Source organism: Actinoallomurus sp. NPDC052274 (assembly GCF_040679475.1).
In the GTDB taxonomy this organism is placed as follows: domain Bacteria; phylum Actinomycetota; class Actinomycetes; order Streptosporangiales; family Streptosporangiaceae; genus Actinoallomurus; species Actinoallomurus liliacearum.
Genome location: NZ_JBFAUT010000041.1, coordinates 20148 through 32615, shown reverse-complemented (window position 1 = coordinate 32615; position 12468 = coordinate 20148). Strand labels below are relative to the sequence as shown.

The window sequence follows — 12468 nt, the reverse complement described above, 5'->3', positions numbered from 1 at the left end:
GCCTCGCGGTGGACGCGGGTCCGACTCAGGACGGACGCGCGCCGAGGCGGCCGAACGTACGCTGATGCGGTGTTCGCCCGTGTCTTCGCCTGGCTTCGGCGTCATCCCCGGCTCGTCGACCTCCTGTGGGCGCTGCCGATCCTCGGCATCTCGCTGAGCGTCATCGAGACGTTCACCGACCCGCACATCTTGTACCAGCGCCCCATCGCCTGGTACGCCTACCTCGCCCTCGTCGCCGCGATGTGCGTCCCGATGATCTGGCGCCGCCGGTGGCCGCGTGCGGTGTTCGCGTTCATCGCCTGTGTCGCGTTCGTGCAGTGGGCGTTCAACATCCAGGTCTCGCCGGTGGACCTCAACCTGTTCGTCATGCTGTACCTGATCGCGGCCGAATACGCGTTCATCTGGTCGATCATGGCGGCCGCCGTCGTGGAGCTCGGCGCCGCGCTCGCCGTGTGGCGCTGGTGGGTGGATCAGGACGCCGGCCAGAAGTGGAGCACGCTGATCCCCTTCACGATCTTCACCGGGGCGATCTGGGTGTGGGGGCTCTACGTCAGCACGAGGCGCAAGTACACCGCCGAGCTGGAGGAGCGCGCGAAGCGTCTGGAACGCGAACGCGACGCCCACATGCAGGTCGCGGCGGCCGGCGAGCGGGCGCGGATCGCCCGGGAGATGCACGACGTCATCGCGCACAGCGTGAGCGTGATGGTGGTCCAGGCCGACGGCGCGTCGTACATGGTGGACATCGACCCGGCCCGGGCGAAGCGGGCGATGGAGACGATCGGCGCGACCGGGCGGCAGGCGCTCACCGAGATGCGGCGCATGCTCGGCGTGCTCCGCGAGGGCGGCGACGCCGGCCCGTACGCGCCGCAGCCCGGCGTCGAGCAGCTCGCCGAGCTCGTCGACCAGATCCGCTCGGCGGGGCTGCCGGTCGGCCTCACGGTCGAAGGGGTGCCGTCGGAGCTGCCCACCGCGCTGCAGCTCACGGTGTACCGCATCGTCCAGGAGGCGCTGACGAACACCCGCAAGCACGCCGGACCCGCGGCCACGGCGGAGGTGAACCTCCACTACGGTGATGACGCGGTGGAGATCCGCATCCGCGACGACGGCCGGGGCGCGGCCGCCCCCGGCGACGGACAGGGCCACGGGCTGGTCGGCATGAGCGAGCGCGCCGCCCTGTACGGCGGGTCGGTGCGCACCGGGCCACGGCCCGGCGGCGGATGGGAGGTCTTCGCCCGCCTCCCGGCGACCGAGGCCCGACGAGCGGAGACGAGTGCGGCTTGACGTCCTCCCTCGCCTGGCGGCGGGGGATTTCAGCCCGCTCTACTCGGAGGAGGGAACAGGTTGAGGTTCGCGGCTCATAGCCCCGCCTGGTGGCTGGAGGGCTCCTCGCGCTGTCACCGTCCGTCCGACGGCGATGTTCTTGGCCGCGTTCGCATCCGCGTGATCGACGTGTCCGCAGGCGCGACAGCGAAAGACCGCTTGGCTCTCACGGCTCTCCGCAGCGCAATGCCCACAGGCATGACAGGTCTGGGAGGTGTACGCGGGGTCGATCTTTTCGACCCGGCCCGGGGCCTTCTGTTCCAGACGGGTGACCAGCAGGCCCCAGCCGGCCGCGTGGATGGAACGGTTGAGTCCGGCTTTGGCCCGCACGTTCGTCCCCGGCGTGGTGAGGGTGCCGCGCGCGGACCGCACCATGTTCTTGATTTTCAGGTCTTCGACCCGGATGAGGTCGTAGCGGCGGGCCAGGTATGTGGAGGTCTGCTCCACCCAGTCCTTGCGCCGGTCGGTCTCACGCGCCTTTATTCGGGCGATCGCGGTCTTGACTCGCGTCCGGCGGTTCGACCCGCGCTTGGCGCGCGCGAGCCTGCGTTGCAGGCGCCGCAGGCGCGTGGCCTCGGTCTTGCACAGGCCGGGTACGGACAACTTTTCGCCGGTGGACAGAGCGGCGGAGACGGCCACTCCGCGATCGATGCCGACGACCTCGCCTGTGCCGGGGCCGTCGATGGGGGGCGGGATCACCGCGAAGGACACGTGCCAGCGTCCTGCCCGGTCCCGGTTCACCCGGAACGACTTGGCCAAATCGGGTATTTGGCGGGACCAGCGGAACCGCACCCAGCCCACCTTCGGGATCCACACCTGTCCCGTCTTGCGGGACAGCCGCCGCACCTCCCACTGGCTGCCACGCCGCCCCACGATTCGAAATCCCTCATGGATGCCCGCTTTGCGCCAGGTAGGCCGCCGGTGCGTCCCGGCGAAGAAGTTCGCCATGGCTTGGGCGAAGTCCCGCAGCGCTTGCTGCTGGACCGTCTGCGAGCCCGCTGCCAGCCAGGAGAACTCTTTCCTGGCCTCGGTCAACTGGCGGCACTGCTCGACATAGCCCGGCGCGCTCGCCCGGCCCGGCCGCCAGTGCTGGTGCTGCTCGACAGCGAGATTCCACACATATCGGGCGTGCGAGCAGTGGTCCAGCAGCGCCTGCTCTTGGGCGGGCGTGGGCGCAAGCCGGAACCGCATGCCCGCACGCTAACCACCACCACTGACATTCTGAGGAGGGAGCGGTGTGGAGACTGTGGCAGCCAGGCCGGAGTCTCCATACCGCGCAGCCGATGACGGATGAGACGGCACCGATCCGGGTCCTGCTCGTCGACGACCAGGAGCTCGTACGCGCGGGCTTCCGCATGGTCCTCGACGCGCAGCCGGGCCTGGAGGTCGCCGGTGAGGCCGGCGACGGTGAGCAGGCCCTGCGGGTGGTCCGGCAGACCCCGGCCGACGTGGTCCTGATGGACGTGCGGATGCCGCGCATGGACGGCATCGAGGCCACCCGGCGGATCTGCGCGCTGCCGGCCGCCCCGAAGGTCATCATTCTGACCACCTTCGACCTGGACGAGTACGCCTTCGCGGCGCTGAAGGCCGGGGCGGCCGGGTTCCTGCTGAAGGACGCCGGGCCGACGCAGCTGATCGAGGCGATCCACGCGGTCTGCTCCGGCGACGCGGTCGTCGCGCCCAGCACCACGCGGCGCCTGATCGACAAGTTCGTGCCCCACCTGCCGGCCGAGGAGCCGGTGCCGGACGCCCGGCTGGACACCCTGACGGCCCGCGAGCGCGAGGTCCTCAACCTCGTGGCCAAGGGCCTGTCCAACGGCGAGATCGCGAGCCGCCTGTACGTCTCCGAGGCGACCGTCAAGACCCACGTCGGACGCGTCCTCATGAAACTGGAGCTGCGCGACCGCGTCCAGGCGGTGGTCTTCGCCTACGAGACCGGCCTCGTCCGCAGCGGCGCGGACTGACGCCGCCGCCCGGCACCGAAACGGTGCCACCCGGCGTCGCCCGAACGGCGGCGCTCAGCACGCCCCCGCCTCGTGAGCGTGTCCTTCCGCGTCGGCGGCACGAACCTTTGCTGTCGGTGTTGACGGGGTGAAGGGCGTGAATAGGACGAATCTCGGTTCGCTCGAACGTCAAGGCGGCAACTGCGACGGCACCGGTCCCCCGATCGACTCGAGTCCGGCCGCCGCCCGACGTGGTGGGGCCGCCCTGCGGGTGCGGTCCGCCGGTGCAGCCGTTCGTAATGCTCGGTAAAGCCGCCGATCCCAGCTCCTATATCTGGACGAACCACCCGTCGGCGCGAGCGTTCGCCGAGCTTTTCGCTCGGCCGCCCCGAGCGCGGGGCCATCCGACCGGCTCGATCGGCCACATTGACGTCGGCATGCACCCGCCAAGACCGGCATACCGGTCATCATCCCGACACGGCGGCGGCGAAGTGACCACCACGACGGCGAAGTCCTGCGAGATTTCTGCCGTCACCGCGTGTTTGGTCAGGTGCGGTCGGATCTCCGTGATCACCGGCGGGGCTCGTCCGTGTTCCAGTGGAGCTGCTCGTTCTCGGTACCGATCTGTTTGGCTGTGACCGGGTCGATGAGACGGAGGCGCTCCATCTGCTCGGCGGTCCCGCGCGGCAGATCGCGCCCGACGACCGGTACGAGGGCGAGTACGAGCCGGTACGTCTCCAGCAGGTGCGCGTATCCCGAGGCCGGTCCACGATCCCGATTGGGGCTCATGGGATCGCCAGCGCCAGTTCGGTCGCGCGGCATTGGAACACTAAATGTCGTGGGTCGCGGGCGTAGATGATCGTTGGTTCGGGGCCGAATCTGGCGATGGCGGCGTATTCGCGGCGGTACCAGCACCACATCACGAGCCATTGGGAGCACAGGCTCTGGACTTCGGCGAGCTGGGCCGGGGAGGGGTCCGGTGGCTCGGGCCGGCGTGGCGGAGGCGGCCACGCGGACCGCTCGGGCCTGGTGATCAGGATGCCGAGGGCGGCGAGGAGTCGCCGGATCATGAGGTTCCCCGGATCTCGGCGAGTTCGGCGGTAGTGAGGATGACGCCGGGTGCGGCGATGAGGGCGTGGACGGTCTTGCCGTGGTCGGTGTAGGTGACCCATCGGGCGGCGGCGTGCTGGTCGACGATGGTCAGACCGCGTCCGCGTTCGGCGAGCAGGCCGCCGTGCTGCTGAGCGGGCAGGGGTTCGGCGTCGGGGTCGCTGACGGCCAGGTGCGCGTACCGGGTGGTGATGGTCAGCGTGACGCCGATCGGGCGAATGTCGTCGGGCCAGGTGGGGTGCATGGCCTCGGCGGCGCGCACGGCGTTGGTCGTCAGCTCGGACGCCAGCAGCGCGATCTCGTAGGCGTCGTAGGGGTGGCCGGCCACGGCAGCGGCGACAAAGCGCCGGGCATCACGGACGGCGTCCCGCCGGACGTGGAGCGAGACGGACGCGGACGCCGGTTCTGGGGGATATGGGGAGCGGTCGGCGATGACCGCGGGATCGGGTGTCACGGGAGAGCAACTCCCTGTAGTTGCGCCAGGACGCATGGAGTCCTAGCGGATGTGTTCGGTGGCCTCAGGATGGACCCGGCAAGGCAAACTTTCAAGGGCAATCTTTCAAGTGGTATGATTAGCTAACAAATGCCTGTTTTCAATGAGCCGGACGCCGGCCGTGACTACGATCGCGACATGCCAGAACGCCGCAGTCCGACCCTGCGCAGGCGACGTCTGTCTGCCGAACTACGGCAGCTCCGCGCCAGCGCCGGCATGACCCTGGAGCAGGTTGCCGAGCGGCTGGAGTTCTCAACGGCCAAGCTGCGATTCATCGAGAATTCGCAGTGGGTGCGGCCGAACATCGGTGACGTGCGGGCATTGCTGGATGTCTACGGAGTAAAGGACGCCCGGCAGCATGAGGAACTGCTCACCTTGGCTCGCGAGGGACGTCAGCGCGGGTGGTGGCAGCCTTACAGCAAGATGCTGTCCGAGACCTACACCACCTACATCGGCCTGGAAGCCGAAGCGTCGACTCTGCTGACCTACCAGCCGCTCGTCATCCCAGGCCTGCTGCAGACCGAAGAGTACGCCCGTGCCCTGGTGCAGAACCCGCACGATGAGGTCTCTGAACAAGTGACCAGCGACCGTGTCGCCGTACGCATGCAACGCCAGCAAATACTCACCGGCCCCGGCCCGCTCAGCCTGTGGGCGGTCATCGATGAGGCCGCGATCCGGCGCCCAGTCGGGGGTCTAGAGGTCATGTACGGTCAGCTCGAACGCCTCGCAGAAGCCGCCCGCATGCCCTCGGTGACACTGCAGCTGATCCCGTTCTCCATCGGGGCTCATCCGGGCGTTGGACGTGGCCCATTCACGATCCTTCAGTTCCCCGACGAAGCCGACCGGGACGCTGCCTACGTGGACAACTTCGCCGGTGAGTTGTACATCGAGGAGGCGGCTGAGGTCGAGCGCTTCCACGGGGCGTTTCGCCATCTGGTCGGGGCGGCCTTGTCGCCCGCGGCTACGATGACGTTCATTGCCGAAGAACTGGCGAGCAGATGACCCACCGAGCCGAGAGGCGTACGCTCATGCCCCAGGTCGATCTTTCGCGCGTCGAGTGGCGTAAGGCCGAGCGGTCCACGGACTCTGGCGAGTGCGTCGAAGTGGCCGCCGTCGACAGCTGAGGAACGGGAGACCTCGAACGCGTCCTGCGTACGTGCGGGCCGCGGCTGGGCGGTCTCGCCGAGCAGCCCGAGGGCTTCGGGCTGCTCCTTCGTTCGATCACCGGGCTGCAGAGAGAGGCCGCCAGAGCAGCCTTCGACGACTTCCAGGCGGGCAAGACGCTGACCCCGGCTCAGCACGACTTCATCGGGCTGATCTTCGACTCGCTCGCACAGAACGGCGTCGTCGAGGTCGGTGACCTGTACGAGCAGCCCTTCACCAGCCGGGCACCGCGGATGGGGCGGGTGACGGGCTGGGCGGCGGGTTCGGCGGCGGCCCTTGAGGCCGGGGGTGCCTCCGACAGCTGAAGGCGCATGTGGACCGACCTGGGGGTCATGCGAGTGCCGGATTCGCCGGTGAATGGTTCGCCGCCTTCACTCGTGATCATTACGCTTGCGGTTGTGGCGGATCCCGACTACCTCACGATCAACAAGGCGCTCTGGGACGAACGAGTCCCGATTCACCTGGCCAGCGACTTCTACGATCTAGCCGGGTTCAAGGCCGGCGGCCAGACTCTGCGGGACTTCGAGCTAGCCGAAGTCGGAGACGTCACCGGCCGGCGCCTGGTCCACCTGCAGTGCCATTTCGGGCTCGACACCTTGTCCTGGGCCCGGCGGGGCGCACATGTGACCGGGCTGGACTTCTCCGAGAAAGCCGTCGAGGCCGCCTGCAGGGTGGCAGACGAGGTTGGGCTGCAGGCTCGTTTTGTCGCGGCCGACGTGTACGACGCGGTGACGGCCCTCGGCGAGACCTACGACATCGTCTACACGGGGCTGGGTGCACTGTGCTGGCTGCCCGACATCGACCGCTGGGCCAGAACCGCGGCGGCACTGCTGCGTCCAGGCGGGTTCGCCTACCTCGCAGAGTTCCACCCTTTCGCCGGCACCCTCGATGACGAGGAGGGCCGTACGGTCACGTTCGACTACTTCGCCGAGGGGCCACAGGTCTGGGACGACGATGCGGGCAGTTACGCCGACCCGCAGGCACCCGTCCAGCACACCCGATCGATCGAGTTCACCCACGGGCTGGGTGAGGTCGTCACGGCCTTGACCACTGCCGGCCTGCGCATCGACTTCCTGCACGAGCACGACTACACACTCTGGCAGCGGTTCTCCGTCCTAGAACGGCACGGCATCGCCTACCGGCTCCCCGAGGGCCGCCCCCGGATGCCGCTGATGTACTCGCTCCGCGCCACCAAGCCTCTCGCCTGAACAGACCGAGTACTTTTCGACCTCGACAACGGGTCAGGGAACGTTCGGATGCTGCTCACAGGTCGTGGCTGTGAGTTCAGGGTGGTGTGAGGCGTGGGCCGATGTCGTCTGGCCGGTGGGCCGGGTCGGTGATCACGGCCTTGTCCATGGTGGTGACCGCCCGCCGGCGGCCCGCGGCCAGAATGGCGCGGCCCGGCAGCGGACTGGTCGCGTGTTTACTAGGCGCACCAGACCTTGCCGTAGTAGCAGCAAGCTGAGAAACCGGAAGCGCTGGCCCGGTCAGACGCGAAGGACCCGTATGTCCGAGTAGCGCATGGCCGAATAGGCGAAAAATGGAAGGTGCCTTCCAGGGGTGAGCCTCGATCAGGCGACGAATCCCTCGCCCCCAGAAGGCACTTCCACTTAGTCGTCCGAGAAGCTGTCGGATCTCAGCCGTACGCGCCTATCACGTCCCGATGAAGGAAGCGAAGCCAAACCCGGAGATCAGCCGCATCGCGAGCTCGTGTGGTCGCAGCCCGTGCCGCTGCAGCAGTAGGACGAGCATGGACGACCACCGCACTCCCAACACGAGGAGTAGCTCTTCCACCCGCACGAAGCGGCGCTGGCCGATGCCTCGACCTTGGGCACGAAGAGGCCGAGGATTCCTGCCCCGAGTCGTTCCAGCTTACTGTACATATCCACCCTCCTGAGGTGGTCAGACGATGCCTTGCGGCACTTCCCTAGTTAAGTTGACCGAACCGGGGAGAGGTCGCAATAGCCTGTTTTGGTAGCTGCCGTGAGCTTCTCTCATACGGGCACCACGTTGTACGTTCCGTCTGGCGGGGTTGACCTCGGCCGTTCCCAAGTGGGGTGGCCGGCGGCCGTGTTCATGGCATCGTCGTGGCCTAGAGGGAGATTCTCTGGTGCAGTACGTGGCAATTGGAGTTCGATGCTTGATCGGCGTTGTCTTCCTGGCTTCGTCTGTTAGTAAGGTGATAGGGCGAGATGCGTTCGGTGCCTTCGTTGCGTCGTTGCAGGGAATGAAGATTCTACCGTCGATATTCGTTCGACTGGCGGCCTATTTGGTAATAGGTGCCGAATTTTCGACCTGCGTCACGCTCGCGATCCCCGGGCAACTATTTGCGATGATTGGATTCGCGGCCGCGGCTATTCTGTTCACACTGTTCATAGCCGGAATTTCTCTTAGTTTGCGCCGAGGTATACATGCTCCTTGTCGGTGTTTCGGCGCATCGGTGATTCCTCTCGGGTCTCGCCACATCGTACGGAACGTCGGCTTGGTGGCTGTTGTGGTCGTCGGCGTGCTGACCGCACTATCGGGTGGGTCCGTCGACGTAAGTGGAGCAGTAGTTGCCATGTTCGCCGGCCTGCTGCTGGGCGGTATGGCCATCATAATCGATGACGTCCTTGGATTGTTTCTTCCTATCAATGGCCCGTCGAATCCAGTTCGCACAGGTCGATGAAATAGTAAGGAGATCAAATTGCCCGCTCTGATCGCTGCCGTACTGCTGATTGGTTTGCTCTGCACCTTCGATCTGATCCTTACGCTCGGTGTAATAAAGCGCCTGCGTGAACACACTGAGCTGTTGTCGGTGATGGGAAGCGCTGGCGTTCCACCCATCATTGAGGTAGGAACAGAAATCGGTGACTTCTCGACATCCACGGTCGACGGCGAGTCAGTGAATCGAGAGTCACTATCTGGCGAAACGCTGGTGGCGTTCTTTTCTCCGACCTGTGCACCGTGCCAAGAGAAGCTACCAAAATTCGTGGAGTATGCTCGGTCGATGTCTGGAGGCCGGAACCATGTCCTGGCGGCTGTGGTCGGTGGCGTTGAGGAGGCTGCTCCGTTCGTCGCCGCCCTGAGCCCGGTGGCTCAGGTGGTGGTCGCGGATCGCGACTCGATGCTCGCCACCGCATTCAATGCTAAGGCTTTTCCAACCGTGCTCATGGTCGCATCGGACCACAGCGGCCGACTCGTTGTTACGAGTAACGAGGTAGATCTGGAACCGCTGAACGCTCCGGCCTAATGAACGACGCTGAATCGCTCAAGGGGGCACGACTGAAGTACCCGAAAGGCCTTTCGCTGAGGGCGGTCACTGCCTGCTCGTTGGTGCTCCGTTCTGCGCCAATCATCATAGTGCTGTATGTCGGTCTTTCATTGATGACCGGCACACTGCCTGTGACAGCGGCCTGGCTTACCAAACTCCTTCTGGAGGACCTAGCCCGCGGGGTTCCGTTGACCGCGTTGCTCAGGTTGGCCGCAGGTCTCTCTATAGTCGGCGTCGTCGTCGGCGCGATGCCGCATCTGACGGAGTATTTGCGTTCTGAGATGGAACGTCGAGTGAGATTGGAGGCAGAGGTCCGCCTTTTCACGGCGATGGATCGTTTTGTTGGACTGGCGCGCTTTGAGGATCCAAAATTCCTTGACAGGCTGCGACTCGCGCAGCAGTCCGGCGGAATTACCTCCACCCAACTTATGGAAGGCTCTATAGGCGTCATTCAGGCAGCGATCACCATAACCGGCTTTCTAGGATCACTGCTCGTACTCAGCCCATTGATGACTGCACTCGTGCTGGGAGCTGGGGCGCCGACGCTTTTCGCCCAGATCTCAATGTCAAGGCGGCGGGCTCGGACGCTCTGGAAAATCGGACCCGCGGAACGGCGTGAGTTCTTTTACAGAGAGCTCCTGTCCAATGTGGCCGCGGCCAAGGAAGTACGACTTCTCGGACTCGGAAGTTTTCTTCGCGGACGCATGTTGGCCGAGCGCCGCACGGCCGACTCCGCGATCCGATTGGTGGATCGACGGCAGGTCATCGTCCAAGTAGTCCTTGGGCTAATGGCCGCAGTGGTGTCTGGGGGAGGGCTGATGTGGGCGGTGGGCGCCGCGCACCAGGGGCGGCTCTCAGCCGGTGACATCACGATGTTCGTGGCGGCGGTCGCCGGCGTGCAGAGTGCGCTCGCCACGCTTGCGATGCAGGTAGCGCGATCGCATCAAGCACTGCTGATGTTTGACCATTACATTGCGGTCACAACTGCCAGTTCCGACCTGCCGATCACCACAAACCCACATGAGTTGCCGCGGATGCGGCAGGGGATAGAGCTTCGCGATGTATGGTTCCGTTACTCTCCGGATCACCCGTGGATATTGCGCGGCGTGAACTTGCAGATCCCCTACGGATGCACGCTGGCGCTGGTCGGGCTGAACGGTGCAGGTAAATCGACTCTTGTTAAGCTTTTGTGTCGCTTCTACGATCCCACTCGTGGCGCCATACTGTGGGATGGAATAGATATCTCTGAAGTCGACGTAACGGCGCTGCGTCAGCGGATCGGAGCAGTGTTCCAGGATTATATGAACTACGATATGACCGCTGCCGACAACATCGCACTCGGTGACCTCTCCGCGTTCCAAGATCGCGAGCGTATGCGAACTTCTGCGCAACGTGCAGGTATACATGAAAAGCTCTCCAGACTTCCTCATGGATACGATACGCTGCTGACTCGAATGTTTCTCATGGAGTCCGAAAAGAACGACGCGGAGGCTGGCGTAGTGCTATCCGGTGGTGAGTGGCAGAGGGTCGCACTGGCGCGAGCATTCTTTCGCTCCCAGCGTGACCTTATGATTCTCGATGAACCGTCCGCTGGGCTTGATGCTGAAGCGGAGCATCAGATTCACTCGTCACTCCGGCAGCATCGCAATGGGCAGACGAGCCTACTCATATCTCACCGGCTTGGCGCTGTACGCGAGGCAGACCTTATCGTCGTGCTCTCTGGCGGCCGCATTGTCGAGCAAGGTGACCATGAGGCCCTCGTGGCGGCTGGTGGCGAGTATGCACAATTGTTCACTTTGCAGGCGTCCGGCTATCAGATCAAGACGGATGGCGACGCAGCATTCGTAGGAGAGCTATGACCACCAATGCGGAACCCGGACATGTGAAGAAAGCGGTTGGTCATCCACAGCTGCATTCGCAGCCGGACGGTTCACCGCACGCATGGCCGAGACCAAGAGCTCCACGGAGTTTCAGGGGGCGTGAGCGGAGCCTGCTGCTGTTGCAGGCAGGGTTCAGAATCACCGCAGTGGCGCTTTGGATGTGCACGCTGACCGCGCTATTCACCACCGTTTCAGGATGGACGCTCGTCTATGCATCGTCGGCCTTAGCGTTCAGCATCGCCTCGACCGCCGCTGCATACCTGGGACGCAGATTTGTTGCGGTTACTATATCTGGCGTGAGTATGGAGCCGACCTATCACGATGGCGATCGGGTACTCGTGCGACGTAAGCGGACGCTGGTGCCTGGACAGGTCGTCGTTGTGGAAAGTCCAACCAGGGAAGTTAACTGGGTCAGTTCACCGATACCAGAGAAGTTCGGGGCTGGCGCAGTACCGGATCGATGTTGGATGATCAAAAGAGTCGTCGCCGTGTCGGGTGACCCTGTGCCCCGTGATCAAGCACCAGCTTTGGCTCATGTACCAGAGGACTATATCCCGTCGGGAAAGCTGGTGCTGCTTGGGGACAATCGCGAGAAAAGCTTCGATTCTCGGCAGATAGGATATTTTCCAGTGGAACGAGTCCTTGGAGTAGTGCTTCGTTCGTAGCCTGAGCCCGCAACCCGGCAGGGCCGGCTGGCCGAACGCGCCCGCCAGCGTCACCCCGCCGTCCATGCCCTGCTCGCCCAGCACGTCAGACGGGGCGACATTGCCGCCGAACTGGAGTTGAGCCGCAACACCGTCCGGCGATTCGCCCGCGCTGTCTACGCTGAAGAACTGCTGGTCGACGACAGAACCGGCCGCCGCGACAGACTCTTGGACACCCACGCGGGACGACGTGCGCCAGCGATGGAATCAAGGGTGTACCGACGCCGTCCGCCTAGGGGAAGAACTTCGCGACCGGGGTTATCGGGCAGTTACGCCGCCGTCCGCGACGACGTCCGCCCGTTCCGGTCCGGCGTCATCCCACCCGGACCCGCACCGGTGCCACCGAAAGTCCGGCAGTTCACCGGCTGGATCATGCGCAACCCCGCCAACCTCGTCGGCTTGCCCTCCAGCGCCGCGGCCAGCACCTGGAACAGTGGATGGCCGCTGGCCGGGTGGGACCACCTACCTGACCTTGCACCCCTTCGTGACCGGCCTGCGCCGCGACCACGACGCCGTCACCGTCGGCCTCACCCTGCCCCCACAGCTCCGGGAAGGTCGAAGGCCACGTCAACCGCATCAAGAATGATCAAACGACAGATGT

Annotated in this window: 13 protein-coding genes; 9 read left to right on the top strand and 4 right to left on the bottom strand. The window is 65.0% G+C overall.

Annotated elements, in window-relative coordinates; translation table 11 throughout:
• The first annotated feature begins 69 nt into the window (after positions 1–69).
• On the top strand, positions 70–1281 hold the full coding sequence (locus AB0K82_RS29345; protein WP_364403135.1) for a sensor histidine kinase: 1212 nt from the start codon (positions 70–72) through the stop codon (positions 1279–1281).
• Between the two features lie 39 nt (positions 1282–1320).
• On the opposite strand, the gene AB0K82_RS29340 is transcribed toward AB0K82_RS29345, so the two are convergent.
• Complete coding sequence (locus AB0K82_RS29340) at positions 1321–2511, bottom strand: transposase (protein ID WP_364403132.1); 1191 nt, start codon at positions 2509–2511, stop codon at positions 1321–1323.
• A gap of 92 nt (positions 2512–2603) precedes the next feature.
• Here AB0K82_RS29340 and AB0K82_RS29335 point away from each other — a divergent pair, with 92 nt between their 5' ends.
• The gene (locus AB0K82_RS29335) at positions 2604–3284 is read left to right on the top strand and encodes a response regulator transcription factor (protein ID WP_364403129.1); all 681 of its coding nucleotides are present in this window, start codon (positions 2604–2606) and stop codon (positions 3282–3284) included.
• Between the two features lie 549 nt (positions 3285–3833).
• Here the strand turns inward: AB0K82_RS29335 and AB0K82_RS29330 are convergent.
• The 3 genes from AB0K82_RS29330 to AB0K82_RS29320 are packed head-to-tail and all read right to left on the bottom strand — an operon-like array spanning position 3834 to position 4827.
• Positions 3834–4052, bottom strand: coding sequence for a hypothetical protein (locus AB0K82_RS29330; RefSeq protein WP_364403126.1), 219 nt, complete (start codon positions 4050–4052; stop codon positions 3834–3836).
• Complete coding sequence (locus AB0K82_RS29325; RefSeq protein ID WP_364403124.1) at positions 4049–4333, bottom strand: hypothetical protein; 285 nt, start codon at positions 4331–4333, stop codon at positions 4049–4051. The genes AB0K82_RS29330 and AB0K82_RS29325 overlap by 4 nt, the downstream gene beginning before the upstream one ends.
• Positions 4330–4827 carry an ATP-binding protein gene (locus AB0K82_RS29320; protein ID WP_364403121.1) on the bottom strand — a complete coding sequence of 166 codons (498 nt, stop codon included), beginning with the start codon at positions 4825–4827 and terminating at the stop codon, positions 4330–4332. The genes AB0K82_RS29325 and AB0K82_RS29320 overlap by 4 nt, the downstream gene beginning before the upstream one ends.
• Before the next feature lie 129 nt (positions 4828–4956).
• Here AB0K82_RS29320 and AB0K82_RS29315 point away from each other — a divergent pair, with 129 nt between their 5' ends.
• The 7 genes from AB0K82_RS29315 (at position 4957) to AB0K82_RS29285 (ending at position 11828) form a co-directional block, all read left to right on the top strand.
• On the top strand, positions 4957–5868 hold the full coding sequence (locus tag AB0K82_RS29315; RefSeq protein WP_364403118.1) for a helix-turn-helix transcriptional regulator: 912 nt from the start codon (positions 4957–4959) through the stop codon (positions 5866–5868).
• A gap of 146 nt (positions 5869–6014) precedes the next feature.
• The gene (locus tag AB0K82_RS29310) at positions 6015–6335 is read left to right on the top strand and encodes a type I restriction-modification enzyme R subunit C-terminal domain-containing protein (protein ID WP_364403254.1); all 321 of its coding nucleotides are present in this window, start codon (positions 6015–6017) and stop codon (positions 6333–6335) included.
• A gap of 93 nt (positions 6336–6428) precedes the next feature.
• Positions 6429–7238, top strand: coding sequence for a class I SAM-dependent methyltransferase (locus tag AB0K82_RS29305; protein WP_364403115.1), 810 nt, complete (start codon positions 6429–6431; stop codon positions 7236–7238).
• 902 nt (positions 7239–8140) lie between these two features.
• Positions 8141–8698: a MauE/DoxX family redox-associated membrane protein gene (locus AB0K82_RS29300; protein ID WP_364403112.1), complete on the top strand. Its 558-nt coding sequence runs from the start codon at positions 8141–8143 to the stop codon at positions 8696–8698.
• An 18-nt stretch (positions 8699–8716) separates the two neighbouring features.
• Positions 8717–9262, top strand: coding sequence for a TlpA disulfide reductase family protein (locus AB0K82_RS29295; RefSeq protein ID WP_364403109.1), 546 nt, complete (start codon positions 8717–8719; stop codon positions 9260–9262).
• Positions 9262–11142 carry an ABC transporter ATP-binding protein gene (locus tag AB0K82_RS29290; RefSeq protein WP_364403106.1) on the top strand — a complete coding sequence of 627 codons (1881 nt, stop codon included), beginning with the start codon at positions 9262–9264 and terminating at the stop codon, positions 11140–11142. Before AB0K82_RS29295 ends, AB0K82_RS29290 begins: the two co-directional genes overlap by 1 nt.
• Positions 11139–11828, top strand: coding sequence for a S26 family signal peptidase (locus tag AB0K82_RS29285; protein WP_364403103.1), 690 nt, complete (start codon positions 11139–11141; stop codon positions 11826–11828). Before AB0K82_RS29290 ends, AB0K82_RS29285 begins: the two co-directional genes overlap by 4 nt.
• Positions 11829–12468: the final 640 nt, after the last annotated feature.

Bases quoted from the DNA above. Each gene is read 5' to 3' on its own strand.
- AB0K82_RS29290 (WP_364403106.1), top strand. From the start codon at position 9,262: ATGAACGACGCTGAATCGCTCAAGGGGGCACGACTGAAGTACCCGAAA.
- AB0K82_RS29335 (WP_364403129.1), top strand. From the start codon at position 2,604: ATGACGGATGAGACGGCACCGATCCGGGTCCTGCTCGTCGACGACCAG.
- AB0K82_RS29340 (WP_364403132.1), bottom strand. From the start codon at position 2,511: ATGCGGTTCCGGCTTGCGCCCACGCCCGCCCAAGAGCAGGCGCTGCTG.
- AB0K82_RS29315 (WP_364403118.1), top strand. From the start codon at position 4,957: ATGCCTGTTTTCAATGAGCCGGACGCCGGCCGTGACTACGATCGCGAC.
- AB0K82_RS29330 (WP_364403126.1), bottom strand. From the start codon at position 4,052: ATGAGCCCCAATCGGGATCGTGGACCGGCCTCGGGATACGCGCACCTG.
- AB0K82_RS29285 (WP_364403103.1), top strand. From the start codon at position 11,139: ATGACCACCAATGCGGAACCCGGACATGTGAAGAAAGCGGTTGGTCAT.
- AB0K82_RS29325 (WP_364403124.1), bottom strand. From the start codon at position 4,333: ATGATCCGGCGACTCCTCGCCGCCCTCGGCATCCTGATCACCAGGCCC.